General features: G+C 63.0%; 19 protein-coding genes. 11 read left to right on the forward strand and 8 right to left on the reverse strand.

The window, feature by feature from the left end; genetic code table 11:
* Nucleotides 1-84: 84 nt before the first annotated feature.
* The 4 genes from J3P76_RS22505 to J3P76_RS22520 all read left to right on the forward strand — a co-directional run bounded on the left by J3P76_RS22505 (nucleotide 85) and on the right by J3P76_RS22520 (nucleotide 3,428).
* Entirely contained in the window at nucleotides 85-795 is a 711-nt protein-coding gene (locus J3P76_RS22505) for an ABC transporter ATP-binding protein (protein WP_434701262.1), read from the forward strand.
* Nucleotide 796: 1 nt separating this feature from the next.
* Complete coding sequence (locus J3P76_RS22510) at nucleotides 797-2,062, forward strand: ABC transporter permease (RefSeq protein ID WP_434675448.1); 1,266 nt, start codon at nucleotides 797-799, stop codon at nucleotides 2,060-2,062.
* An 11-nt stretch (nucleotides 2,063-2,073) separates the two neighbouring features.
* Nucleotides 2,074-2,592, forward strand: a complete 519-nt coding sequence (locus J3P76_RS22515) for a DUF3299 domain-containing protein (protein ID WP_434701263.1) — start codon at nucleotides 2,074-2,076, stop codon at nucleotides 2,590-2,592.
* A 137-nt stretch (nucleotides 2,593-2,729) separates the two neighbouring features.
* The gene (locus tag J3P76_RS22520) at nucleotides 2,730-3,428 is read left to right on the forward strand and encodes an OmpW/AlkL family protein (RefSeq protein ID WP_420767542.1); all 699 of its coding nucleotides are present in this window, start codon (nucleotides 2,730-2,732) and stop codon (nucleotides 3,426-3,428) included.
* Between the two features lie 204 nt (nucleotides 3,429-3,632).
* On the opposite strand, the gene J3P76_RS22525 is transcribed toward J3P76_RS22520, so the two are convergent.
* Nucleotides 3,633-4,562 carry an NAD-dependent epimerase/dehydratase family protein gene (locus J3P76_RS22525; RefSeq protein WP_420767541.1) on the reverse strand — a complete coding sequence of 310 codons (930 nt, stop codon included), beginning with the start codon at nucleotides 4,560-4,562 and terminating at the stop codon, nucleotides 3,633-3,635.
* Nucleotides 4,555-5,439, reverse strand: a complete 885-nt coding sequence (locus tag J3P76_RS22530; RefSeq protein ID WP_420767540.1) for a sugar nucleotide-binding protein — start codon at nucleotides 5,437-5,439, stop codon at nucleotides 4,555-4,557. Before J3P76_RS22530 ends, J3P76_RS22525 begins: the two co-directional genes overlap by 8 nt.
* A gap of 323 nt (nucleotides 5,440-5,762) precedes the next feature.
* Between J3P76_RS22530 and J3P76_RS22535 the strand changes: the two genes are divergently transcribed.
* Entirely contained in the window at nucleotides 5,763-10,073 is a 4,311-nt protein-coding gene (locus J3P76_RS22535; RefSeq protein WP_434701264.1) for an Lhr family helicase, read from the forward strand.
* Nucleotides 10,074-10,199: 126 nt separating this feature from the next.
* On the opposite strand, the gene J3P76_RS22540 is transcribed toward J3P76_RS22535, so the two are convergent.
* Nucleotides 10,200-12,245 carry a mechanosensitive ion channel family protein gene (locus J3P76_RS22540; RefSeq protein WP_434702050.1) on the reverse strand — a complete coding sequence of 682 codons (2,046 nt, stop codon included), beginning with the start codon at nucleotides 12,243-12,245 and terminating at the stop codon, nucleotides 10,200-10,202.
* Between the two features lie 362 nt (nucleotides 12,246-12,607).
* Between J3P76_RS22540 and J3P76_RS22545 the strand changes: the two genes are divergently transcribed.
* From J3P76_RS22545 to J3P76_RS22560, 4 genes are read left to right on the forward strand one after another with little or no spacing between them, the layout of a single operon-like run.
* On the forward strand, nucleotides 12,608-13,534 hold the full coding sequence (locus J3P76_RS22545; RefSeq protein ID WP_420767538.1) for a DUF72 domain-containing protein: 927 nt from the start codon (nucleotides 12,608-12,610) through the stop codon (nucleotides 13,532-13,534).
* Complete coding sequence (locus J3P76_RS22550) at nucleotides 13,531-14,349, forward strand: endonuclease/exonuclease/phosphatase family protein (RefSeq protein ID WP_420767537.1); 819 nt, start codon at nucleotides 13,531-13,533, stop codon at nucleotides 14,347-14,349. Before J3P76_RS22545 ends, J3P76_RS22550 begins: the two co-directional genes overlap by 4 nt.
* Complete coding sequence (clsB, locus tag J3P76_RS22555; protein ID WP_434701265.1) at nucleotides 14,346-15,644, forward strand: cardiolipin synthase ClsB; 1,299 nt, start codon at nucleotides 14,346-14,348, stop codon at nucleotides 15,642-15,644. The genes J3P76_RS22550 and clsB overlap by 4 nt, the downstream gene beginning before the upstream one ends.
* Entirely contained in the window at nucleotides 15,631-16,632 is a 1,002-nt protein-coding gene (locus J3P76_RS22560) for a lysylphosphatidylglycerol synthase domain-containing protein (RefSeq protein ID WP_420767535.1), read from the forward strand. Before clsB ends, J3P76_RS22560 begins: the two co-directional genes overlap by 14 nt.
* Nucleotides 16,633-16,676: 44 nt before the next feature.
* Here J3P76_RS22560 and J3P76_RS22565 read toward each other — a convergent pair whose 3' ends face one another.
* The 3 genes from J3P76_RS22565 to J3P76_RS22575 form a co-directional block, all read right to left on the reverse strand.
* Entirely contained in the window at nucleotides 16,677-17,435 is a 759-nt protein-coding gene (locus J3P76_RS22565; RefSeq protein ID WP_305498458.1) for an alpha/beta hydrolase family protein, read from the reverse strand.
* Nucleotides 17,425-18,534 carry a DUF3182 family protein gene (locus J3P76_RS22570; RefSeq protein WP_434609264.1) on the reverse strand — a complete coding sequence of 370 codons (1,110 nt, stop codon included), beginning with the start codon at nucleotides 18,532-18,534 and terminating at the stop codon, nucleotides 17,425-17,427. Before J3P76_RS22570 ends, J3P76_RS22565 begins: the two co-directional genes overlap by 11 nt.
* A 190-nt stretch (nucleotides 18,535-18,724) precedes the next feature.
* Nucleotides 18,725-19,720, reverse strand: a complete 996-nt coding sequence (locus J3P76_RS22575; protein WP_434649890.1) for a GlxA family transcriptional regulator — start codon at nucleotides 19,718-19,720, stop codon at nucleotides 18,725-18,727.
* Nucleotides 19,721-19,818: 98 nt separating this feature from the next.
* Between J3P76_RS22575 and J3P76_RS22580 the strand changes: the two genes are divergently transcribed.
* Complete coding sequence (locus tag J3P76_RS22580) at nucleotides 19,819-20,376, forward strand: cysteine hydrolase family protein (RefSeq protein WP_434701266.1); 558 nt, start codon at nucleotides 19,819-19,821, stop codon at nucleotides 20,374-20,376.
* A gap of 91 nt (nucleotides 20,377-20,467) precedes the next feature.
* Here the strand turns inward: J3P76_RS22580 and J3P76_RS22585 are convergent, their stop codons facing one another.
* Complete coding sequence (locus J3P76_RS22585; protein ID WP_024778338.1) at nucleotides 20,468-20,983, reverse strand: single-stranded DNA-binding protein; 516 nt, start codon at nucleotides 20,981-20,983, stop codon at nucleotides 20,468-20,470.
* 9 nt (nucleotides 20,984-20,992) lie between these two features.
* Nucleotides 20,993-22,390: an MFS transporter gene (locus J3P76_RS22590; protein WP_434701267.1), complete on the reverse strand. Its 1,398-nt coding sequence runs from the start codon at nucleotides 22,388-22,390 to the stop codon at nucleotides 20,993-20,995.
* Nucleotides 22,391-22,558: 168 nt separating this feature from the next.
* On the opposite strand from J3P76_RS22590, the gene uvrA reads away from it, so the two are divergent.
* A complete protein-coding gene (gene uvrA / locus J3P76_RS22595; RefSeq protein WP_434701268.1) occupies nucleotides 22,559-25,393 on the forward strand; it encodes an excinuclease ABC subunit UvrA in 2,835 nt (944 codons plus the stop codon).
* Nucleotides 25,394-25,412 lie beyond the last annotated feature (19 nt).

Below are 25,412 nucleotides of genomic sequence, written 5' to 3' on the forward strand. Positions count from 1 at the left end.
TCCAAACCGATGTTGACTGACTCACCGCATTCGCGAGCAGGCTCGCTCCCACAGGAATTCCCGTTAACCTGAAAAACCGGCGATATGACCCAAGCACTCATCGAACTGTCCGACCTGGGCTTCAGCTGGCCCGGGCATCCGCCACTGCTGGACATCCCGGCGTTTCGCCTGGATGCCGGCGAAACCTTGTTCCTCAAGGGGCCGAGCGGCAGCGGCAAGACCACCTTGCTGGGGCTGTTGGGCGGTGTGCAAACGCCGGATCGCGGCAGCATCCGCCTGCTTGGCCAGGAGCTCACCGAATTGGGCGCGGGCAGCCGCGACCGCTTTCGCGTGGACCACACCGGCTACATCTTCCAGCAGTTCAACCTGCTGCCGTTTCTCTCGGTGCGCGAGAACGTCGAACTGCCTTGCCATTTCTCGAAATTGCGCGCGCAACGGGCCATCCAGCGCCACGGGAGTGTCGATCAAGCCGCCGCCACATTGTTGGCCCACCTGGGGCTGAACGATACGAACCTGCTGGAGCGCCGGGCCGACTCGCTGTCCATCGGCCAACAACAACGGGTCGCCGCCGCTCGGGCCCTGATCGGTCAACCGGAACTGGTGATCGCCGACGAACCGACCTCAGCCCTGGACTACGACGCCCGGGAAAACTTCCTGCGTCTGCTGTTCGCCGAATGCAGCGAAGCCGGGTCGAGCCTGTTGTTCGTCAGTCACGACCAGAGCCTGGCGCCGCTGTTCGACCGTCACCTCTCGCTGGCCGATCTGAATCGCGCCGCCAAGCCACTCGAGGTCTGAGATGTATTTGCTCCGTCTAGCCATGGCCAGCCTGGCGAACCGTCGCTTCACCGCGATCCTTACCGCTTTTGCCATTGCCCTCTCGGTGTGCCTGTTGCTCGCGGTGGAGCGAGTGCGCACCGAGGCGCGGGCCAGCTTCGCCAGCACCATCAGCGGCACCGACCTGATCGTCGGCGCCCGCTCCGGCTCCGTGAATCTGTTGCTGTACTCGGTGTTTCGCATCGGCAACGCCACTAACAACATCCGCTGGGACAGCTTCGAGCAGTTCGCCAACAACCCGAAAGTGAAGTGGGCGATCCCCATGTCCCTTGGCGACTCCCATCGCGGTTACCGGGTGATGGGCACCACCGAGGCCTACTTCGAGCATTACCAGTACGGCCGCCGGCAACACCTGGCGTTGGCCGATGGCCGCGCGTTCGCCACCGACCCATTCGAAGTGGTGCTCGGCGCGGAAGTGGCCGAGGCGCTGCATTACAAACTCGGGGAAAAGCTGGTGCTGGCCCACGGCGTGGCGGCGATCAGCCTGGTCAAGCACGACGACAAACCCTTTACCGTGGTGGGGATTCTCAAGCGCACTGGCACGCCGGTGGATCGCACGCTGCACATCAGCCTCGGCGGCATGGAGGCCATCCATATCGATTGGAAAAATGGCGTGCCGGCCCAGGGCAATGGGCGCATCAGCGCCGACCAGGCCCGCAACATGGACCTCACGCCGAAAGCGATTACCGCGTTCATGCTTGGCCTCAACAGCAAGATTTCCACCTTCGCCTTGCAACGCGAGATCAATGAGTTTCGTGGCGAACCGCTGCTGGCGATCCTGCCGGGCGTGGCGCTGCAAGAACTGTGGAGCCTGATGGGCACGGCGGAAAAAGCCTTGTTCGTGATCTCGCTGTTCGTCGTGCTGACTGGCTTGATCGGCATGCTCACGGCGATTCTCACCAGCCTCAACGAGCGGCGCCGGGAGATGGCGATCCTGCGTTCGGTGGGCGCGCGGCCCTGGCATATCGCGAGCCTGCTGGTACTCGAAGCCTTCGCCCTGGCATTGGCCGGGGTCACCGCCGGGCTGGCCTTGTTGTACATCGGCATCGCCGCCGCCCAGGGTTATGTGCAGTCGGCCTACGGTTTGTACCTGCCATTGGGCTGGCCGAGCGAGTATGAATGGGCGCTGCTGGCTGGCATTCTGGTCGCCGCCCTGCTGATGGGCAGCGTGCCGGCCTGGCGCGCCTATCGCCAATCGTTGGCCGATGGCCTGTCGATCCGTTTATGAGGACGTTGAAAATGCCCCGCGCCCTGCTTGCACTGTTGATTATGGTTTCCCTGCCGCTGTGGGCGGCCGAGCCGAGGGACCTGGCCTGGTCGGAGATGATCCCACCAGATGCGCCGCCGGAAGTGCCGAACATGACGCCCCTGCACGACCTGTCGAAGATGAGCGATGCCTTGGCCGCCGAATCCGCCCCGGCGGCCAAGCAGGACCTGCCCAATGCCCCGGTGGTCAAGGCCCTCGATGGCCAGCAGATCCGCTTGCCCGGTTATATCGTGCCGCTGGAAGTCAGCGAGGAAGGCCGTACCACCGATTTCCTGCTGGTGCCGTATTTCGGCGCCTGCATCCACGTGCCGCCCCCGCCGTCGAACCAGATCGTGCATGTGAAAAGCGAAGTCGGGGTCAAGCTCGACGAGCTGTACCAACCGTACTGGGTCGAAGGGCCGATGCAGGTCAAGCCGTCCACCAGTGAACTGGCCGATGCCGGGTATCAGATGGAGGCGCAAAAGATTTATGTCTATGAACTGCCGGAGTGACCCCGCAGTGATGCGTTGTTTTTGCGATAGCTTGCTCGCGATGGGCTTCATCACATTTTCATTGAGCTGAGTCAAAAGACCGGGCCAGACGGCTTCGTACCATGGGACATCAATTTTCGATTCCTTCTGGAGCCCCCATGCACAAGTCTCTGCTCAGCGCCTCCCTCATCGCGCTAGCCCTCGCTGCGCCGTTTGCCCAAGCCCATACCGCCGGCGACATCATCGTTCGCGCCGGCGCGATCACGGTCAACCCGGACGCCGACAGCTCCAGCGTCAAGGTCGACCGTGGCCCGCTGGCCGGCGCCGACCTGGGCGGTAAGGCGACCCTGAGCAGCGACACACAGTTGGGCCTGAACTTCGCCTACATGCTCACCAACAACTGGGGAATCGAATTGCTGGCGGCCTCGCCATTCGAGCACGACGTGAAACTCAAGGGCACCGCACTCGGCGCCGCCAACAACAAGCTCGGCACCCTCAAGCACCTGCCGCCGACCCTGAGCCTGGTCTACTACCCGCTCGACGCCAAGTCGGCATTCCAACCCTATGTCGGCGCCGGCATCAACTACACCTGGATCTATGACGAACACGTCGGCAGCGAAGCCAGCGCCAATGGGTTCAGCAACTTTCGCGCGAAAAACAGCTGGGGCATGGCGTGGCAAGTCGGTGCCGACTATATGCTGACAGACAACATCATGATCAACGGCCAGATCCGCTACATCGACATCGATACCACGGCCTATGTCGACAACAACGCCGTGGCCGGCGGTACGAGGGCCAAAGTGGACGTCGATGTGGACCCGTTCGTCTACATGGTTGGGTTGGGTTACAAGTTCTGACCCCACACGACATTGACATGCCTACACACCCCGTGGCGAGGGAGCTTGCTCCCGCTGGACTGCGAAGCAGGCCCGACGAATTTGCGACCGCTTCGCGCCCGAGCGGGAGCAAGCTCCTTCGCCACAGGTTTCACTTGCCACAAAAGCGATGCATGACTTACAAAAAAGGCGCCCCGAAAGGCGCCTTTTTTTCGGCTGCGAAACTCAGCGCCCCAACAACCGCGCCAGCCCCACGCTCATCGGCGTCTGCTTCGGGACGTTGAAGCGCTCCAGTAAACGAGCATTGTTTGCCCGCGAATGGCGGATATCGCCGGAGCGCGCCGGGCCATGGCTGATCGTAGGTAAATCGCCCACCACCACGGCCAGGGCCTGGAGCATCTGCTTCAAGGTCGTGGCCTGGTTCCAGCCGACATTCACCGCGCCGACCTCCACTTCCGGTTTTTCGATGGCCTGGACCAGCACGTCCACCAGATCCTCAACGTAGACGAAATCCCGAGTCTGCTCGCCGTCGCCGAACACGGTGATCGGCAGGCCTTTCTGCGCCCGTTCGCTGAAGATACTGATGACGCCTGAATACGGCGAGGATGGATCCTGGCGCGGACCATAGATGTTGAAGAAGCGGAACACCACCGGCTCCAGTTCATGCTGGCGACGATAGAAGTCGAAATAGAATTCGCTGGCCAGTTTGTCTGCCGCATAAGGCGTCAACGGCGCCTTGGGCGTCTCTTCGTCGATGGACTGGCCTTCGCCATTGTTGCCGTAGACCGCGGCGCTGGAGGCGAACAGCACCCGCTTCACCCCGGCCTGGCGCATGGCTTCGCAGACGTTCAGGGTGCCGATGAAATTGCTCTGGTGCGTGCGCACCGGGTCGTCCACCGAGGCTTGCACCGAGGCCACGGCGGCCAGATGCGCCACGGCGCTGCAACCGGCCACGGCCCGGGCGACCAGCGCGGCGTCGGCGACATCGCCCTCGATCAGCTCCAGAGCCGGGTTATCCAGCGGCAGGTTGCTGCGCTTGCCAGTGGACAGGTCATCGAGAATGCGCACCGAATGCCCTTTGGCAAGCAAGGCGTCGGTCAGGTGCGAACCAATGAAACCCGCGCCGCCGGTGATGAGAACTGGGCCTTCAGCCATGGCGATAGAACCTATCCAGTAGGGCCGGGAGTGCGGCGCGCCAGGCGCGGGGCTTGATCCCGAAGGTGTGCAGAATTTTCTTGCAGGCCAATACCGCGTGCTGCGGTTCTTCCGCCGCGTCCGGCCTTGCGGCGTGGGCCTGGGGCGTCGGCGACTCGATGGCCAGCGGGTGCAGGGCGCGGGCTTCGGTGAGGATCGCCTGGCCCAAAGCCAGCGGCGTGGTCGCCTCATGCCCGGCGTAATGATAGGTGCCCCACAGCGGCGCCGCGCAATCGAGTTGCTTGAGCACCGAAATGATCACCCGCGCGGCATCGTCCACCGGCGTGGGGTTACCCCGACGGTCGTCGGCCAGCAACAACTCTTCAGGCTGCTCGGCCCGGGCCAGGAAACGGCCGAGGATGCCGTCGGCGCTGTCGTCCAGCAGCCAGCCAAAACGCAGCAGAACATGTTGCGGGCAAGTGGCGCGCACGCTTTGCTCGATGCGCCACAACGCCTGGCCACGCAGGCCCAGGGGCACCGGTTCATCCTTTTCGCTGTAGGCGGTGGCGCGGGAGCCGTCGAACACGCGATAGCTCGACGGTTGCAGCAAGACAATGTTGTGATGCTGGCACAGTTCGGCCAGGCGCTCGACCGCCCGCTCTTGGCTGGCCAGGCGTTGCTCGCTGACGGTTTCGGCCTGGAACCAGTCGAAGTAGTACGCCAGGTTGATCAAGGCGTCCGGCCGGGTGTCGTCGAGCAACTGCGTGAGGCTCGCGGCATCCCAGCCGTCTTCGGGGGGGCGGGGGGCGAGAAAACCGATGTCTTCTTCCGCACCGAGGCGAATCAGCGCCTGCCCAAGGGCATTTCCGCCGCCCAGTAACATAAGGCGCATTCGCATAAAGTCAGCAGGCCCAGTCTGTTGGCACAAGAATTTGGTCGACAACGCCCGAGGGCGTCGCCGGAATCGTTGCATTTTGCGGGTTTAGTGCGCAACCGTCATCCGTAATGTGTAGATCGCCGGGTTTGCCGTCTTCCAAGGCGGTTGCCGAGCTCTTGTGGCGAGGGGATTTATCCCCGCTGGGCTGCGCAGCAGCCCCAACCAAGCAAATGAGGCGAGCCTGACCCACCCAGGTGTTAATCAAAGGGACTGCTGCGCAGTCCAGCGGGGATAAATCCCTTGCCACTTGCATCCTCCCCACCCCACCCGCCTAAACTGCCCCCATGAATCTGCCCCTTGCAGCCGACCACGCCATGGCAGGCTTTCATCCCGCCGTTCGCGCCTGGTTCAGCCAGACATTCCCGGCCGTCACGGCCGCCCAGGCCCGGGCGTGGCCGTTGATCGGCCAGCGCCGCTCGGTGCTGGTCGCCGCGCCCACGGGTTCGGGCAAGACCCTGACCGCATTTCTCGCGGTCCTGGATGACTTGGTACATCGTGGCCTGGAGCAAGGCGGGCTGCCGGACGAGACACTCGTGGTCTACGTCTCGCCGCTCAAGGCTTTGAGCAACGACATCCAGATCAACCTGCAGAATCCCCTGGCCGGCATCACCGAGCAATTGCAGCGAATGGGGCTGCCGCCCTTGCCCATCACCACCGCCGTGCGCACCGGCGACACGCCGCAAAAAGAACGCTCGGCGATGCGCAAGACCGCGCCGCACATCCTCGTGACCACGCCCGAATCGCTCTATGTGCTGCTCGGCTCCGATTCCGGCCGGCAGATGCTTGCCAGCACCGGCACGGTGATCGTCGATGAAATCCACGCCATCGCCGCCAGCAAGCGCGGCAGCCATCTGGCCTTGAGCCTGGAACGGCTGCAAGCGCTGTGCGCCGAACCGTTGGTGCGCATCGGCTTGTCCGCCACGCAAAAGCCCATCGAGGCGGTATCGCGGTTTCTCGTCGGTGAAGGACGCGCCTGTGAAATTGTCGACATCGGCCACGCCCGCCCCCGCGACCTGGACATCGAGGTGCCGCCGGTGCCGCTTTCTGCGGTGATGGCCAATGACGTCTGGGAACTGGTCTACAACCGCCTCGCCGAGCTGGCCCGGGCGCACCGAACCACACTGGTATTCGTCAACACCCGGCGGCTGGCCGAACGCCTGAGTCGTCACTTGAGCGAGCGCCTGGGCAAAGACTCGGTGGCGGCCCACCACGGCAGCTTGGCGAAGGAGTTTCGCCTCGACGCCGAGCAACGCCTCAAGCGCGGCGAGCTGCAGGTACTGATCGCCACGGCGTCGCTGGAGTTGGGCATCGATATCGGCGACGTCGACCTGGTCTGCCAGATCGCCTCGCCCCGTTCGATCTCGGCGTTCCTGCAAAGGGTTGGCCGCTCCGGTCACCAGGTCGGCGGCACGCCCAAGGGGCGCCTGTTCGCTACCACGCGCGACGACTTGATCGAGTGCGCCGCCCTGCTCGATTGTGTGCGCCGTGGCGAGCTGGACATCCTGCACATCCCCAAGGCGCCGCTGGACGTCCTGGCCCAGCAGATTGTCGCCGAGGTCAGTTGCCAGGAATGGCATGAGCAGGCGTTGCTGGAGATGTTCCGCCGCGCCTCGCCCTATGCCGGGCTCGACGAAGATCATTACCAGGCCCTGTTGCAAATGCTCGCCGAAGGCCTCAATGGCCGGCAAGGCGTACGCAGTGCCTACCTGCACCGCGATGCCGTGACCCGGACCTTGCGTGGACGGCGCGGTAGCAAGCTGACGGCCGTGACCAGCGGCGGCACCATCCCGGACAACGCTGACTACAGCGTGCTGCTCGAACCGCAGGGCTTGAACATCGGCAGCGTCAACGAAGACTTCGCTGTCGAGAGCATCGCCGGCGACGTCTTCCAACTCGGCAATACCTCGTACCGGATCATTCGCGTCGAGACCGGCCGCGTGCGGGTCGAGGACGCCCAGGGCCAACCGCCCACCATTCCGTTCTGGCTCGGCGAAGCCCCAGGGCGCAGCGCCGAACTGTCCCTGGCCGTGGCCCGCCTGCAAGCCCAGCTGGATCAGTTGCTCGGCGCCACGCCGGGCAACCTGCAACCGGCCCTCGACTGGCTGACCGGCACCTTGCACCTGAACCTCGCCAGCGCCGAACAGATCCTCGATTACCTGGCCCCGGCGCGCCTGGCCTTCGGCGCCCTGCCCTCCCAGGACACATTGGTGATGGAACGGTTTTTCGACGAATCCGGCGGAACCCAACTGATCATCCACACGCCTTTCGGCAGTCGCATCAACCGCGCCTGGGGCCTGGCCCTGCGCAAGCGTTTCTGCCGCACCTTCAACTTCGAATTGCAGGCCGCCGCCAGCGAGGACGCCATCGTGCTGTCGCTGTCCACCAGCCACAGCTTCGAACTCGACGAAGTCTGGCGCTACCTCAACAGCCAGAGCGCCGAACAGATCCTGGTCCAGGCGGTGCTGGACGCGCCGTTGTTCGGCGTGCGCTGGCGCTGGAACGCCGGCGTGGCCCTGGCGTTGCCGCGCTACACGGGCGGGCGCAAAGTCGCGCCGCAGATCCAGCGCATGAAAAGTGAAGATTTGATCGCCAGCGTATTTCCTGACCAGATCGCGTGCCTGGAAAACCTCGCCGGCGAGCGTGAGATTCCCGACCACCCGCTGGTGGAACAGACCCTCGACGATTGCCTCCATGAAGCCATGGACAGCGAAGGCTGGCTGGCCCTGCTGCGGCGGATGGAGGCGGGCGAGATACACTTGGTCAGCCGCGACCTGCCTGCGCCCTCGCCCCTGGCGGCGGAAATCCTCAGCGCCCGGCCCTATACCTTTCTCGACGACGCGCCGCTGGAAGAACGCCGCACCCAAGCGGTGATCAATCGACGCTGGAGCGATCCGCAGTCCACCGATGACCTGGGCGCATTGGACGCCGATGCCATCCAGGCCGTGCGGGAAGAGGCCTGGCCGACGCCGACCAGTATCGATGAAATCCACGAAGCGCTGATGAGCCTGGCCTGCATCGCCGACAGCGAAGCCAGCGCCGATCCGTCGTGGCTGGAGGGGCTGCAAACCCTGGCCGAGCGCGGCCGCGCCAGCCATGTGCGAATCAGCGATGAACGCGGCCTGTGGGTGCCGTTGGAGCGGCTGACGTGCTTGCAAGCAATTTATCCACAAGCCCAATGGCAGCCGCCGCTGGCACCGCTGCCGGGGTTTGATGCGCCGTGGGACAGCGACGAGGCCGTGGTGGAAGTGCTGCGCGCGCGTCTCAGCGCCTTTGGCCCGCAGCCATTGACCGCGATCGCCTACCCGCTTGGGCTGTCGCCGGCGCAAGCGACCCAGGCCCTGGCCCAGCTGGAACAGCAAGGCTATGTGCTGCGCGGTCGCTTTACCCCGGGCACCGGGCAAGAGGAATGGTGCGAACGGCATCTGCTGGCGCGGATCCACCGCTACACGGTCAAGCGCCTGCGCCGGGAAATCGAGCCGGTAATGTTGCAGGACTTCATGCGGTTCCTGTTCGACTGGCAGCACTTGTCGCCGTCCAGCCAGGGCCGGGGCAGCGCCGTGCTGCCATCGATCATCAGCCAGTTCGAGGGCTACCCGGCCGCCGCCTCGGCCTGGGACAGCGACCTTTTGCCGGCGCGGATCAAGGATTATTCGCCGACCTGGCTTGACGAGCTGTGCCGCAGCGGCAAGTTCGTCTGGACGCGCCTGAGCGCCCGCCAGAAGCTGTCCGCCAGCGCCCTGCGCAGCACGCCAATCGTGTTGCTGCCGCGCGCCAAGGTCGCGCTGTGGAGCAGCCTCGCCGAGCAGACACCGATCAGCGAACTGTCGCTCAAGACGCAAAAAGTCCATCAAGCCCTCAGTGAACACGGCGCGTTGTTTTTCGATGAATTGCTGCACGAGGCCCACCTGCTGCGCAGCGAACTGGAAACCGCCTTGCAGGAATTGGTCGGTGCCGGGCTGGTGAATGCCGACAGCTTCGCCGGGCTGCGTGCCCTGATCACCCCCGCCAGCAAACGCCAGGCCCGCAGCAGCCGGCGCGGGCGCGGGGCGTTTGTCGGAGGCATGGACGATGCTGGGCGCTGGGCCTTGCTGCGCCGCAGCTCGCCAGCGCCAGAACCCGGCAACCGGCCCGCGCCCACACCGCCCGACACGCTGGAACACATCGCCATGACCCTGCTGCGCCGTTATGGCGTGGTGTTCTGGCGTTTGCTGGAACGCGAAGCCGACTGGCTGCCGAGTTGGCGTGAGTTGCTGCGCACGTTTCATCGCCTGGAGGCGCGAGGCGAGATTCGGGGCGGGCGTTTCGTCAGCGGGCTGGCCGGCGAACAGTTCGCCTTGCCTGAAGCCATCCCGCTGCTGCGCGACGCACGGCGCAGGCCCATCGATGGCAGCCTGGTGGCGGTGTGCGGGGTCGATCCGTTGAACCTCGCTGGCACGTTGCTGGGGGCGAAAGTACCGGCGCTGGCGAGTAATCGGCTGGTTTATCGGGACGGGTTGCCGGTGGCTGCGGTGGTTGCGGGCAAGCAGCATCTGTTTGTGGAGTTGGATGCAGAAGGGATGGCGGGGGTCAGGAACAAGCTTATTCAGAAAAGTTGAGGGTGTCTGGCTGGACCCCATCGCGAGCAAGCTCGCTCCCACATTGGATCTACGGTGAATGGCCAACCCTGTGGGAGCGAGCCTGCTCGCGAAGGGGCCACTAGCATCACTATAAAACTGAGCAACTTACTGAGTTTGCTCAGGGGCAGCACCTTCCTCCTTCGGCTCCTCAACCAAGCGCTTCGGCAACACCACCTGCTGTGGATAAGTCTGCGCGAAGTGCACCGACGGCTCGTTATCCACAAGCTTTTTCAACCGCTGGTTGAACGCCCGGCTCACGGCATATTGTCCGCCCGAGACCGTGCGGAACTGGGCGGTGAGGACCACGCCGTTGAGGTCCATCTTGTCCACGCCGAATACATCCAGCGGCCCTTGCAGGTTGAACTTGAGAAATGGGTCCTCGGAGATCGAATCGCCGGCTTCGCGGATCAGCTCGATGGCGCGGTCCACGTCGGTGTCGTAGGTGAACTGCACCGAGAAAAACGCAAAGGCGAATTGCCGGGATTGGTTGGTCACGGCCTTGATCTGCCCGAACGGCACCGAATGCACGAAGCCCTTGCCGTCGCGCAGGCGCAGGGTGCGGATGGTCAGGCCTTCGACGGTGCCGGCATGGCCGGAGCTGAGCACCACCCAGTCGCCAATGGACAGCGTGTCCTCAATGATGATGAACAGCCCGGTGATCACGTCCTGGACCAATTGTTGCGATCCAAAACCAATCGCCAGCCCCACCACGCCGGCCCCCGCGAGCAATGGCGCGACGTTGATGCCGAGATTGGCCATGGTGGTGATCGCGCAAATCACCACCAGGATTATTTTCGACGCGTTGCGCAACAGCGGCAGGATGGTCTTGACCCGCGTGCTGGGCTGGCGAGCGCCGCGCTTGTTGAGCGGTGGTTTCAGTGCTTCCTGGATCGCCGTGTCGAGCACTACCCATGTCAACCACGTCACCAGGAAGATCAAGCCAATGCGGCTCAGGGAATCACTGATCGCCCGCCCCACGGCATTGCGCGAGGCGAACTCGAACAGCGACACGCCCCAGATCCGCCCGAGGATCTCAATGAATGCCACGGCCATGACGATGCGCAACAACCCATGCAACAGGCTCAACAGCCGCCCTTTGTAGGCGCTGTGGCGCTGGATGGCCTCGGCTTTGGGGGACTTGAAGATGTGCTGGAACACGGTGCTGAGGAACACCGTCGCGATCAGCAAAATGGTGGTGAACAAGGCGCAACGCAGGGCCTTCTGGTTGTCCTCGCCGACACCGACCAGGCTCACCGCCGACACCAGTACCATCAGCAGGATCGGCCAGTACCAAAGGCCGGAAAAGATCCGCAGCGACTCCTGCAATGCGGGTTGCTTCAAGCGCTGGGTCAGCGACCGGTTGCGGATCAGATGGGCCACCGGCCGGCGCATGTGGATCACCAGCCAACCGAAGATCATCGAAGCCGACAGGCCGGTGAACACCGCGACGCTGCTGGTGATGTTGCCACCCAGCTGTCGAGCGATCTGCGGGCTGGTCAAGGCATCGCTCAGCGCGGCCAGGAAGCCGATCAGGAACAACGGCCGCGGGCTGAAACGACGAAGGATCGCCACTGCTCGCCGCTTGTGGCCGCCATTGAACATGACGATGACGCAGAGCAGTACCGATGTGGAGACAATGCCGCTGCTGGTGGCGTAGGCAAAACACAACGCCAACGCCCGGCCGACCGACACTTGCAGGAAATGGCTGACATAGAGGGTCAGCGGCAGACAGGCCACGGCCGGTAACGTGTAAGGCAGCAGGTAGCCGAGCAGGTCCAGCATCCGTTGGCGAGTGCGCAGCCAGCGGCGCCGACTCAAACGGCGCATCAGCAATCGCGTGCTGCTCCATATCAGCGCAAACGTCCCCAGCCACACGCCCGAAAGCAACAGGAAATCCCCCGCCACACGCCACGACGAGCGGGACGTCTGATCCACCAGGCGATCCACCTCGTCCGCCGCACGATCCGCCCGCAGACGCCACGCGCCCACCAGGCTGCGGTCAAGGTCGAGCTTGTCCTGGACGTCGTCGATGCTCGAGCTGATGGCCCCCAACAGGCCCCCCTGTACCAGCGGCTCGGGTTCGGCCGGGGCTTCGGCGGGCTTGGAGGTGCCGGGGATCGCAGCGGTCCCGTAGGCGCTGGTGCCGGCCATGGCCAGCAGGAAAAGCAGCAACACAGTGCTCAATCGGGACAAGACGCAGGGCTCCTTCACGCAGGATCGGTAAGGAACTGATCAACAACGGGCCGGCAAGTTCGCTCGGAAGGCCAATACAACCCTGGTGGCGAGGGGATTTATCCCCGCTGGGCTGCGCAGCGGCCCCAAAAGCAGCCCCTCGGTGTCTCAGGCTGATCATGCCCGACCTTATTGGGCCTGCTGCGCAGGCCAGCGGGGATAAATCCCCTCGCCACAACTGCTCAGCCCCTTCCGTCGGTAAGGCCATCGAAACTTTCCAGCCCGCCCAGCGGTCATCAAAAGACACAGGCGGTACGAGGTCATTGGCACGGGAGGGATACATGACGGCGATCCACATTGGCATTTCCGGTTGGCGCTACACGCCTTGGCGGGGCGACTTCTACCCCAAGGGGCTGGCGCAGAAACGGGAACTGCAATTCGCCTCTCGAGCGGTCAACAGCATCGAAATCAATGGATCGTTCTACGCCCTGCAACGTCCCGAGCGGTATGCCCAGTGGTACGCCGAGACGCCGCCAGGCTTCGTGTTCAGCGTCAAGGCGCCGCGCTTCATCACCCATGTCAAACGCCTGCGGGATATCCACAAGCCGTTGGCGAATTTCTTCGCTTCCGGGGTGCTGGAGCTCAAGGAAAAACTCGGCGCCATCCTCTGGCAGTTTCCGCCCAACTTCAAATTCGACCCGGAGCTGTTCGAGGACTTCCTCAAGCAGCTGCCCCACGACACCCACGCCGCCGCCGCGCTGGCACGCGAGCACGAGTCGCGCCTGGACGGCCACGCCAGCACCGAGACCGATAAAAAGCGACCATTGCGCCACGCGGTGGAGATCCGACATGAAAGCTTCGTCGACCCACGCTTCGTCGCCCTGCTCAAACGCTACGACGTCGCCCTGGTGGTCGCCGATACCGCCGGAAAATGGCCCTATCGCGAGGACGTGACCAGTGACTTCGTCTACCTGCGCCTGCACGGCGCCGAAGAGCTGTACGCCAGCGGCTATACCGACGAGGCGCTCAAGCGTTGGGGCGACCGGATCGAGGCCTGGAGCCACGGCACGCAGCCGAGCGACGCCCAGTTGATCGATCCGAAAAAAAAGCCTCGGGCACGCAAGAGCCGAGAGGTGTTCTGCTATTTCGACAACGACATCAAGGTCCGCGCGCCCTACGACGCGCGCCACCTGCTGGAGCGCTTCGACCTGGACAAGCACCTCGCCACCGCTCCCGGTGAGCGCCCGGCAGAAGGAGTATTGCCATGAGCACGCCAGAATCCAGCGAAGCCACCCGCGAGCCGTTGCAGGACGCCGCGCAGCGCTTGCTCGACCAGGTCAATCGATTCACGGTGCTGACGGTCAATACGCACAAGGGCTTCACCGCGTTGAACCGGCGTTTCATCCTGCCGGAACTGCGCGAAGCCGTGCGCAGCGTTTCCGCCGACGTGGTGTTCCTGCAAGAAGTGCATGGCACCCACGAGCACCATCCCCAGCGCTACAGCAACTGGCCGAGCATTCCCCAATACGAATTCCTCGCCGACACCCTCTGGCCGCAGTTCGCCTACGGGCGCAACGCGGTGTATCCGGCGGGCGACCATGGCAACGCGTTGCTGTCGAAATTCCAGATCATCCGCCACGACAACCTCGACGTGTCCATCAGCGGCCATGAAAGCCGCGGCATGCTGCACAGCGTATTGCGCCTGCCGAACGCTGAGGGTGGACGGGACGTGCACGCCATTTGCGTCCACCTGGGGCTGCGTGAAGGCCATCGCGTAGAACAATTGAAGTTGCTTTGCCAACGCCTGGGCGAGCTGCCGCCCGAGGCCCCAGTGATCGTCGCGGGGGATTTCAACGATTGGCGCGGCAAGGCCACTGACCTGCTCGAGCCCTGCGGTTTGCGGGAGGTGTTCGCTGAACAGTGGGGCAAACCGGCCCGAAGTTTTCCGGCACGCCTGCCGATTTTGCGCCTGGACCGGATCTATGTGCGCAACCTCAAGGCCCATCACGCCCAGGTACTGAATGTACGACCCTGGTCGCACCTTTCCGACCACGCACCGCTGTCGGTGGAGATTGAATTATGAGCGCGACGATGAACAAGGCGACGGTGGAAAAGGTCGAGGTACCGCCCACCGAGCGCAACCCGGCGCTGGCCGACGTCGAATATGGCTGGCATGGCAACAACCGCGTCACGCTCCTGGAAAACGGAGAGGAGTATTTCCCACGTATCTTCGAGGCGATTCGCCGTGCCCAGGAAGAAGTTCTCCTGGAGACTTTCATTCTGTTCGAGGACAAGGTCGGCTTCGAACTGCGGGACATATTGGTGGACGCGGCCAAGCGCGGCGTACGCATCACCGTCAACCTCGACGGTTTTGGTTGCGGTGAGCTGAGCACTGCGTTTCTCGCGTCGTTGAGCGATGCCGGAGTACGCCTGCAAATGTTCGACCCTGCCCCACGGCACCTGGGCATCCGCACCAACTGGTTCCGCCGCCTGCACCGCAAGATCGTGGTAGTGGATGGCGTGATCGCATTCATCGGCGGGATCAACTTTTCCGCTGACCACCTGGGCGATTTCGGCCCCGAGGCCAAGCAGGATTATTCGGTGGAGATCAAAGGCCCGGCGGTGGTGGATATCCATCACTTCGCGCTGCTGCAAACCGGGCGTCCGGCCCGGGCCAAGTATTGGTGGCAACGTCGCCGCAGCCGCCGTACCGAGCTGGCATTCAATGATCATGACGGTCAGGTGCGCCTGGTTTATCGCGATAACCACGAGCATCAGACCGACATCGAGGAGGTCTACCTGCAAGTGCTGCGCAGCGCCCAGCGCCGGGTAGTGATCGCCAACGCCTATTTCTTCCCCGGTTATCGGTTGCTGCGTGAGCTGCGCAACGCCGCGCGACGCGGCGTCGAGGTCCGGCTGATCCTGCAAGGGCAACCGGACATGATGATCGCCAAGCTGGCGGCGCGGATGCTTTATGACCATTTGATCAAGGCCGGCGTGACGATCTACGAATATTGCGAGCGCCCGCTGCATGGCAAGGTCGCCCTGGTGGACGAGGACTGGGCCACCGTGGGTTCGAGCAACCTCGACCCGCTGAGCCTGTCGCTGAACCTGGAAGCCAACGTGCTGATCCGCGACCGCGGCTTCAACCGCGAACTGTTCGAGCGCCTCGAACACCTGAGCCGCAATCACTGCACCGTCATGCCAGAAAACCACGCCCCGCGCGGGCTGCTCTGGCGCATGACTATCGGTTTCATGGTGTTCCACTTCCTGCGTCATTTTCCGGCCTGGGCCGGATGGCTGCCGGCCCATAAACCACGTCTGAAACCTTTTTCACCGCCGACGGCGGTCCGGAGCGAACCCCATGAACCACTCTGACGCGCACACCGCGCCGAGAGATGCCCATGCGCCGGAACAGGCCAAGCCCAAGTCCCGCTGGAGCCGCTGGAAACGCCCGCTGACCCTGGCTTTTTTCCTGCTGTTGATTGTGCTGTTCACCGCATTGGCTCGGCGCATCGACTGGTCCGAGGTTTTCACCACCCTGGCGGACTTCAAGCTGCGCACGCTTTTCATTGCCGCCGCCCTGACCATCACCAGTTTCGTCACCTACGCCTGCTTCGATCTGATCGGCCGTACCTACATCCGGCAGAAACTTGGGTGGCGGCAGATCCTGCCGGTGGGGGTGATCAGTTATGCGTTCAATCTCAACCTCAGCGCCTGGGTAGGTGGCATCGCCATGCGCTACCGACTTTATTCGCGGCTGGGGGTGAGCACGGGCAATATCGCCAAGATCCTGGGCTTGAGCCTGGCAACCAACTGGTTCGGTTATATGACCCTGGCCGGCGTGGTGTTCAGCAGCGGCCTGGTGACCATGCCTCCAGGCTGGAAGCTGAGCAGCAATGCACTGCAAGGCGTCGGGGCGCTGTTGTTGCTGGCAAGCGCCGGCTACCTGCTGGCCTGCCGCTTTTCAAAACGCCGCGCCTGGACGGTTCGGGGGATGGAGATCAACCTGCCTTCCCTGCGCATGGCCGTGCTGCAACTGGCCCTCGGGGCGTTGAACTGGTCGTTGATGGCGGCGGTGATCTTTACGTTGCTGCCGAGCAAACTGGATTACCCGGTGGTGCTCGGGGTGTTGCTGATCAGCAGTATCGCCGGGGTGATCACTCACATTCCCGCTGGGCTCGGCGTGCTGGAAGCGGTGTTCGTCGCGCTGCTGCAGCATGAGGTGTCGCGGGGCAGCTTGATCGCGGGGCTGATTGCCTATCGGGCGATCTATTTCATCCTGCCGTTGTTGATCACGGTGGTGATGTACCTGGTGATCGAGGCGAAGGCCAAGGCGTTGCGGGTCAAGCCTGGGGTCAAGTGATGCGGTGCCTGATCCGACGAACAGGCCCGCCTGGACACTTATGTCTACCGCTCCTGAATGATGCTCAACCGCTCGCCCACCACCATCTCCGTGATCCAGCTCACCAGGATCGAGGTGTAGGCCTGTTGTGACACGGGGTCGCTCAGGGAATGGTCGGCGCCGTCGATGATCCGGTGGGTCAGCGAATGGGTCTGCTGACAGGCGGCGCGGTAGCTCATGATGGTGGCATGGGGCACATGATCGTCGGTCTCGGACTCCACCAGCAGCACATCGCCTGTGAACTGCGAGCACGCGTGCAAGGCGCGATTGGTGTCGGCATGGACGAGCGTGCTGCGATAATCGAGCAGGTCGGCTTTATCCAGGTCGCGCTTGGGCGTGTGCCATTGCTCGTCGCGATAAAGTGCCGGCACGCGCAAGGCGAGCCAACGCACCGGACGCAGCGAGGTCAGGATCGAGGCCAGGTAGCCACCGTAGCTGGTGCCAACCACGGCTATCGCCGAGGTATCGAGGGCGGGATGGGCGAGCAATCGGTCGTAGGCCGCCAGCAGGTCCCGCAGATTGTCCTCCCGCGTGACCCGTGACAGCGGGATCCCGGCGCCCCCCGTATGCCCACGCAAGTCGAAGGTCAGGCAGACACAGCCCAGGCCGGCGATGCCCTTGGCCCGCTCCAGGTCGCGCTCCTGGCTGCCGCCCCAACCGTGTACGAACAACACGCCGGGGACCTTCGACTTGGGGCTGAGGAAGGTCCCGTTCATATGCTCATCGTCAATGGCAATCTGGATGGTTTCGCTTCTAGCCGTCATAGGATTGGACCGTTACGTATTTGAGTAGGAAATCACTATTCTCTGCCGCGCCGCGATAAACCTCCGTAGCGCCGGCCGGCAGTGGTTGGTCGGTGTAGGTCTCAACCGAGGACACCCGAACCGCGCGGGTCGCGGGATCCTCGACAAACACCTGCAATGCCGCGAGCTCCGCGCTGCTGGCGCCGCCCATTCGCCACGACTGCTCCAGCACGCCGCCGCGAAATTGGCCACCGGTGTCGGTCCCTTGGGCAATGTCGTAGTTGCGCCGCGAAGCAAAGAACGTGGGATACGCCTGGTTGGCAGCGTCATCGAACACCTGCGCCAACCGCACCGCTTCGCGTACATCGTCCGGCAATTCCAGGCCGAGCAACTCGATGTAGCCACCCTGGGCCACCAGCAGGTCAGAGCCGCCGTAGACCTCTTCGCCTTGGTTGTCGCGGGTCAGGTGCTGGACGCCGCAATAGCTCAGGACCTTGCCGTTGATAAAGCTCTGGCCCACGCTCTGGGTCTTGACCTCATTGAGGTTCTGCTCCAGCACGATCCCCTCGCTGAATAACGCCTGGGCGTCTGGAGCCGCGACGATTTCATCGAATTGCGCGATGCTGCGGATAACCCGCTGACCCCGTCCGGCACAAGCATGGATTGGCTTGAAGCGAATCGGCCCGGCGTAGAGCAAATGCTCGGCGGCCTGGCGCGCATCCTTGAGCGAGAAGACGCTGACACCATCAAGCACGACGCCACGGGTCAACTTGCCGAACAGCGGTGACCAGCCCTTCGGCGCGACCGCGTCCTTATTCAACAGACCATGGGCAATCGCCTTGGTGCAGATGAAATCGTGATCGACATAGCCGCCCCAAAGATCGTCCGGTCCCTTGACGCCCAGACGCAACGCGGCCTCTGGACCGATCAGAGTTTGCGTAGGCAACAGATACAAATCCCGCTCGGCGTGTTGCTGGCTGTCGTAACTGCCGCCGTATTCCAAGCCAAGGATATTCGCCAACCAGCGGGCCAGAGCCCTATTGGTTTCGACTTCATGCAGGGGTGCCTGGGGATTGACCGAGTGGGCCACCACTAATTTGTCACGAGGGATCGACGTCATGCGTTGTCCTTTTAACTGCGCTCAATAGCCGTAGCTATAAGGATTGCAGAGATCAGGCCAACGGCTCGGCAGGGGACGAACGGTCGAGGAAACGGGGGGATGGGCGAATAATGTGGCACCGGGCCTGTTTCATTCTGCACGACTGCAAGCGGACGTCCGGCAATTTGCACGACCGCTGCGCACATCCCCGTCAGCCTCTGGGTGCGTTCTGAGGGGTCACGCCAAATTTCGCCCGGTAGTCACTCGGCGCTAAGCCGGTGATTTTCTTGAAAGTCGCTCGAAAGGCAGAAGGGTCCTGATAGCCGACGGTCCAGGCGATGTGATCGATGGTGCCGTTGGTGAATTCCAGCATTTCCCGAGCCTTGCCAACTCGCAGGTGCTGGCAGTATTCGGTGGGCTTGAGCCCCGTGGCCGCGCGGAACCTGCGCAGGAAGGTGCGCTCTTCCAGTCCCGCCTGTTCGGCCATCGCGCCAAGGGAAACATCCACCGCGCCGCTGCGTTGCAGCCAGTGTTGCACCTTCAGGATCGCACCGTCGCCATGCCCCAGGATTGGCGCGAAATTGCTGCCGCACTGGCTCGCGCTGTCGCTGTGCTCGATCACCAGGAACTGTGCGGTGCGTGTGGCGATGCTTGGCCCGAGCAGACGATCCACCAGCCGCAGCCCAAGCTCCGCCCAGGCCATGAGCCCGGCGGTGGTGATCAGATCGCCGTCGTCCACAATGGGTTTATCGGCGTCCAGCTTGATCTTGGGATAACGCGCCGCGAAGGTCGTGGCTGAAGTCCAATGGGTGGTCGCGCTGCGCCCATCCAGCAAACCGCTTTCGGCCAGCAGGATCGAGCCGACGCAAACCCCGCCCAAAACGGTGCCACCTGCGTGCTGCGTCCGTAGCCAATCCATCAGGGTCGGCGTCGCGATAGCTTCATTGAAGCCTGCAATAGAGGGCGGTATCAACAAGGCGATCAAGGGCGCGTGCGGACCGGCATCGCTGGCAAACACCCGCGACGGCACTTCGCCGTTCGCCGTTTGCCAGTGACTTACGCGCAGCCGTGGCAATTGCACACTGGCCTGCTCCGCCGCGATGGCATCCGCCACCGCAAACAAGTCGGTCAAACCGTGCACCGCCGCCATTTGCGCGCCGGGGTAGATCAGCACGCCGAGTTCGACGAATGCCCTTTCCTGCGCCATTGTCAGTTTTCCCTCGCTTATTGTCGTTGCGGCCAATCGTCGAATCCCGGACAAACGCCAATACTGGCGCCACATCCTGATTAAACGAGGAAGACCCCATGTCCAAGCAAGCGCTCATCGTAGTCGATATCCAGAATGACTACTTCCCCCAAGGGAAATGGCCTCTGGCCGGCGCCGAAGCAGCCGCCGATAACGCCGCCAGGTTGATCGAGGCGTTTCGCCAGGCCGCAAACCAGGTGATTCACATCCGCCATGAATTCACTTCCGACCAGGCCCCTTTCTTCACGCCAGGCTCCGAAGGCGCGCAGTTGCACCCCAAGGTAACCAACCGCGCCGACGAACCGGTGGTGCTCAAACACTTCGTCAATGCGTTTCGCGAAACCGAGCTGCAAGCGACACTCGAGCATCACGGTATCGAACGGCTGGTGGTCGTGGGTAGCATGAGCCACATGTGCATCGACGGCATTACGCGGGCGGCCGCTGACATGGGTTATGAGGTGACGGTGGTCCACGACGCCTGCGCCAGCCGCGACCTGGAATTCAATGGGCTTGTCGTCCCTGCTGCCCATGTCCATGCCGCATTCATGTCAGCGCTGGGGTTTGCCTATGCGAAGGTGGTGAATACGGAACAACTACTGGCTGTCGAAAAGCCCTAACCAACTCTCAGGCAGAAAAAAACCGCGCCTCGGGAACCGAAGCGCGGTTTTGTTTCAGCTTGGAGCTTGGGGCTTGATGCTCAGAGCTGCCTCAGAACGGAATATCGTCATCGAAGCTGTCGAAATCCGGTGCCGGCTGCGGCGCGGCCTGTTGTGGGGCCGGGCGCTCGCGTTGTGGCTGTGGCGCTGACTGCGGACGAGGGGCTTGCTGGCGCGGGGCGGACTGCTGGTAGTTGTTGCCACCCTGCTGCTGGTCGCCTTGCGGACGGCCACCAAGCAATTGCATGGTGCCTTGCATGTCGACCACGATTTCAGTGGTGTAGCGCTTGATGCCGTCCTTTTCCCACTCGCGGGTCTGCAGCTTGCCTTCGATGTACACCTGCGAACCCTTGCGCAGGTATTCGCCGGCGATCTCGGCCACTTTGCCGAACATCGACACGCGGTGCCATTCGGTCTTCTCGACCTTCTGGCCGGTCTGCTTGTCGGTCCATTGTTCGCTGGTCGCCAGGCTCAGGTTGGTCACGGCGTTGCCGTTAGGCAGGTAGCGAACTTCTGGATCCTGGCCGCAAGTACCGACCAATATGACTTTGTTAACCCCACGGGCCATAACGTTCTCCTAGGCTTCGCACGCTGCCGGGGCCGGGTTATTCACCAGGCGCTCGAGCGTCGCACGATCCAATAATTCGGTGTCCAGTTTGATGTATACGGCCGCCTCGTCGGCGACCACCACTGCATCGGTTACTCCAACGACGGCCCTGAGGCGCTCGGCCAGGCCTGCTTCGCGAATGGCTTCGGGCGACAACGGCAAGCGCAGGCTCGTCACATACGGAGGTTCGCGCATGGTAACAGCAAAGGCCAACCAAAGTGCAGCCAGCGCGGCGCAACCCAGGAACACAACCGACAAACCGCCATGCTGGAACAGCCAGCCGCCGAGAATCCCGCCCAACGCCGAACCGAGGAATTGGCTGGTGGAATACACCCCCATCGCCGTGCCCTTGCCGCCCGCCGGTGAAACCTTGCTGATCAGCGACGGCAACGACGCCTCCAGCAGATTGAACGCGGTAAAGAAAACCACGGTGCCGATCACCAGGGCCCGCAGGCTGTCGCCGAACTGCCAGAAGAATAGCTCAGTGAGCATGAGGGTCACGACGGCGCCGAGTAAAACTCGTTTCATTTTGCGTCGCTTCTCGCCATAGATGATGAACGGGACCATGGCGAAGAACGAAATAACCAGTGCCGTCAGGTAGACCCACCAATGCTGCTCCTTGGGCAGGCCGGCCTTTTGCACAAGTGCCAGCGGCAGGGCCACGAAGCTGGACATCAGCATGGAATGGAGGACGAAGATGCCAAGGTCCAGGCGCAGCAGGTCGGGATGTCTGAGTGTCGGCACCAGCGCCTGGCGGGCCACGCCGGATTCGCGGTGCTGCAAGGGCCCGGTAGAGCGCGGCACGAAGACCGCGACGATGAGGATACCGACCAATGCCATGGCACCGGTTGCCAGAAACAGGCCCGATAAGCCAAAGGCACGCGTCACCAACGGTCCTACAACCATGGCGACCGCGAACGACAGACCAATCGTCATGCCGATCATGGCCATGGCTTTTGTCCGATGCTGTTCGCGAGTCAGGTCTGACAGCAAGGCCATGACGGCGGCGGAAATCGCCCCCGCCCCTTGCAGGATCCGTCCGGCGATCACGCCCCAGATCGAATCCGCGTTCGCCGCCAGCACACTGCCGAGGGCAAACACGATGAGCCCCAGGTAAATGACGGGACGTCGCCCGATACGGTCGGAAATAATGCCGAAGGGAATCTGGAAAATGGCCTGGGTCAGGCCATAGGCGCCGATCGCCAACCCGATGAGGGCCGGGGTCGCGCCTGCCAGGTCCATGCCATAGGTCGCCAGTACCGGCAACACCATGAACATGCCCAGCATGCGGAAGGCGAACACCAGGGCCAGACCGCTTGCCGCGCGGGTCTCGCCGCTACTCATGCGTTCGCTGTGGGGATCGTGCATGGAAAAACCTCGTGTGAACCGGCGGGGATTCTACCAGTCCCATCGATTGAGGGGGTATATGGCGACCGTTTGCCGCGCAGTCTTCATGTATGACACTTGATAGTGTGTATCCATCCAGTGTTTACCCGTATACTCCTACGTTTTCGACGCCCGCCGAGCGAGGCCACTTTGGACAAGATCCTGATTCGTGGGGCCCGTACCCACAACCTGAAGAACATCGACCTGACCCTGCCCCGGGACAAGCTGATCGTCATCACCGGCCTGTCCGGATCCGGTAAATCATCCCTGGCCTTCGATACCTTGTACGCCGAAGGCCAGCGACGCTATGTCGAATCGCTGTCGGCGTATGCCCGGCAGTTCTTGTCGATGATGGAAAAACCCGACGTCGACACCATCGAAGGCCTGTCGCCGGCGATCTCCATCGAGCAGAAATCGACCTCCCACAACCCGAGGTCGACGGTAGGCACCATTACCGAGATCTACGACTACCTGCGCCTGCTGTATGCGCGTGTCGGCATGCCCCGCTGCCCCGACCACGACATCCCGCTGGAAGCCCAGACCGTCAGCCAGATGGTCGACCTGGTGCTGGCCCAACCCGAAGGCAGCAAGTTGATGCTCCTGGCGCCGGTCATACGCGAGCGCAAGGGCGAACACCTTATGGTGTTCGAAGAACTGCGCGCTCAAGGCTTCGTACGTGCCCGGGTCAACGGCAAGCTGTGCGAGCTGGACGAACTGCCGAAGCTGGATAAACAGAAGAAGCACTCGATCGACGTGGTAGTGGACCGTTTCAAGGTCCGGGGCGACCTGCAACAGCGCCTCGCCGAATCCTTCGAGACGGCCCTGAAACTGGCGGACGGCATAGCGTTGGTTGCGCCGATGGACGACGAACCCGGCGAAGAGATCATCTTTTCCGCGCGCTTTGCCTGCCCGATCTGCGGCCACGCCATCAGCGAGCTGGAGCCCAAGCTGTTCTCGTTCAACAACCCGGCCGGCGCTTGCCCGACCTGCGACGGTCTGGGGGTCAAGCAGTTCTTCGACACCAAGCGTTTGGTCAATGGCGAACTGACCCTGGCCGAGGGCGCGATTCGCGGCTGGGACAGGCGTAACGTCTATTACTTCCAGATGCTCGGGTCGCTGGCGGCTCACTATAAGTTCAGCCTGGACAAACCCTTCAACGAACTGCCCGCCGAACAGAAGAAGTTCATCCTGCAAGGCAGCGGCTCGCAAAACGTCGACTTCAAATACCTGAACGACCGTGGCGATATCGTCAAGCGCTCCCACCCGTTCGAAGGCATCGTGCCCAACCTGGAGCGGCGCTACCGCGAGACCGAGTCGGCCAGCGTGCGTGAGGAACTGGCCAAGTTCCTCAGCACCCAGCCCTGCCCGGACTGCCGCGGCACCCGTTTGCGCCGGGAGGCGCGGCACGTGTGGGTCGGCGAGAAAACCTTGCCGGCGGTGACCAGCCTGCCGATCGGCGATGCTACCGATTATTTCGGTGGGCTCAAGCTGACGGGCCGTCGGGGCGAAATCGCCGACAAGATCCTCAAGGAAATCCGCGAGCGCTTGCAGTTCCTCGTGAACGTAGGCCTGGACTACCTGACCCTCGACCGCAGCGCTGACACGCTGTCTGGTGGCGAGGCCCAGCGTATCCGCCTCGCCAGCCAGATCGGCGCCGGCCTGGTGGGCGTCATGTACATCCTCGACGAACCGTCCATTGGCCTGCATCAGCGGGACAACGACCGCTTGCTCGGAACGCTGAAACACCTGCGGGACATTGGCAACACAGTCATCATGGTCGAGCACGATGAGGACGCGATCCGCCTGGCCGACTATGTAGTGGACATCGGTCCCGGCGCGGGCGTGCACGGCGGCCACATCGTCGCCCAAGGGACGGCGGCCGAGGTCATGGCGCACCCTGACTCGTTGACCGGCAAGTACCTGTCTGGCCGAGTGAAGATCAAGGTGCCGGCCAAACGTACGCCGCGTAACAAGAAGTTGTCGCTGACCCTCAAGGGCGCCCGCGGCAACAACTTGCGCAATGTCGACCTGGAAATTCCCATTGGTCTGCTGACCTGCGTCACCGGCGTATCCGGCTCCGGCAAGTCGACGTTGATCAACAACACGCTGTTCCCACTGAGCGCCACGGCCTTGAACGGTGCCACGACCCTGGAAGCCGCCGCCCACGACAGCATCAAGGGCCTCGAGCATCTCGATAAAGTCGTTGACATCGACCAGAGCCCGATTGGCCGGACGCCACGTTCCAACCCCGCGACATACACCGGATTGTTCACACCGATCCGTGAGCTGTTCGCCGGCGTACCGGAATCGCGCTCACGGGGCTACGGGCCAGGCCGGTTCTCGTTCAACGTCAAGGGCGGACGCTGCGAAGCCTGCCAGGGCGATGGCTTGATCAAGGTGGAAATGCACTTCCTGCCCGATATCTACGTGCCGTGCGACGTATGCAAGAGCAAGCGCTACAACCGGGAAACACTGGAGATCAAGTACAAGGGCAAGAACATCCACGAAACCCTGGAGATGACCATCGAAGAGGCCCGGGTCTTCTTCGACGCGGTGCCGGCATTGGCGCGCAAGCTCCAGACATTGATGGATGTAGGCCTTTCGTACATCAAGCTCGGGCAATCGGCGACGACCTTGTCCGGTGGGGAGGCCCAACGGGTGAAGCTATCCCGCGAGCTGTCCAAGCGCGATACCGGCAAGACCCTGTATATCCTCGACGAGCCGACCACCGGTCTGCATTTCGCCGATATCCAGCAGTTGCTCGACGTGCTCCACCGCCTGCGCGATCACGGCAACACCGTGGTGGTTATCGAGCACAACCTGGACGTGATCAAGACCGCTGACTGGCTGGTGGACCTGGGGCCGGAGGGCGGATCCAAGGGCGGACAGATCATCGCGGTAGGTACGCCGGAACAAGTGGCGGAAATGAAGCAGTCCCACACTGGGCACTACCTCAAGCCATTGCTGGAGCGTGACCGGGACTGATTGGCCCGGACACGAAAAA

It is taken from the genome of Pseudomonas sp. D1-36, from assembly GCF_051132205.1.
Classification (GTDB): domain Bacteria; phylum Pseudomonadota; class Gammaproteobacteria; order Pseudomonadales; family Pseudomonadaceae; genus Aquipseudomonas.

Coding starts and splice junctions, on each gene's coding strand:
- J3P76_RS22520 (WP_420767542.1), top strand. CDS start 2,730: ATGCACAAGTCTCTGCTCAGCGCCTCCCTCATCGCGCTAGCCCTCGCT.
- J3P76_RS22580 (WP_434701266.1), top strand. CDS start 19,819: ATGTCCAAGCAAGCGCTCATCGTAGTCGATATCCAGAATGACTACTTC.
- J3P76_RS22525 (WP_420767541.1), bottom strand. CDS start 4,562: ATGGCTGAAGGCCCAGTTCTCATCACCGGCGGCGCGGGTTTCATTGGT.
- clsB (WP_434701265.1), top strand. CDS start 14,346: ATGAGCGCGACGATGAACAAGGCGACGGTGGAAAAGGTCGAGGTACCG.
- J3P76_RS22530 (WP_420767540.1), bottom strand. CDS start 5,439: ATGCGAATGCGCCTTATGTTACTGGGCGGCGGAAATGCCCTTGGGCAG.
- J3P76_RS22510 (WP_434675448.1), top strand. CDS start 797: ATGTATTTGCTCCGTCTAGCCATGGCCAGCCTGGCGAACCGTCGCTTC.
- J3P76_RS22535 (WP_434701264.1), top strand. CDS start 5,763: ATGAATCTGCCCCTTGCAGCCGACCACGCCATGGCAGGCTTTCATCCC.
- J3P76_RS22550 (WP_420767537.1), top strand. CDS start 13,531: ATGAGCACGCCAGAATCCAGCGAAGCCACCCGCGAGCCGTTGCAGGAC.
- J3P76_RS22590 (WP_434701267.1), bottom strand. CDS start 22,390: ATGCACGATCCCCACAGCGAACGCATGAGTAGCGGCGAGACCCGCGCG.
- J3P76_RS22540 (WP_434702050.1), bottom strand. CDS start 12,245: ATGGCCGGCACCAGCGCCTACGGGACCGCTGCGATCCCCGGCACCTCC.
- J3P76_RS22560 (WP_420767535.1), top strand. CDS start 15,631: ATGAACCACTCTGACGCGCACACCGCGCCGAGAGATGCCCATGCGCCG.
- J3P76_RS22570 (WP_434609264.1), bottom strand. CDS start 18,534: ATGACGTCGATCCCTCGTGACAAATTAGTGGTGGCCCACTCGGTCAAT.
- J3P76_RS22585 (WP_024778338.1), bottom strand. CDS start 20,983: ATGGCCCGTGGGGTTAACAAAGTCATATTGGTCGGTACTTGCGGCCAG.
- J3P76_RS22505 (WP_434701262.1), top strand. CDS start 85: ATGACCCAAGCACTCATCGAACTGTCCGACCTGGGCTTCAGCTGGCCC.
- J3P76_RS22565 (WP_305498458.1), bottom strand. CDS start 17,435: ATGACGGCTAGAAGCGAAACCATCCAGATTGCCATTGACGATGAGCAT.
- J3P76_RS22575 (WP_434649890.1), bottom strand. CDS start 19,720: ATGGCGCAGGAAAGGGCATTCGTCGAACTCGGCGTGCTGATCTACCCC.
- J3P76_RS22545 (WP_420767538.1), top strand. CDS start 12,608: ATGACGGCGATCCACATTGGCATTTCCGGTTGGCGCTACACGCCTTGG.
- J3P76_RS22515 (WP_434701263.1), top strand. CDS start 2,074: ATGCCCCGCGCCCTGCTTGCACTGTTGATTATGGTTTCCCTGCCGCTG.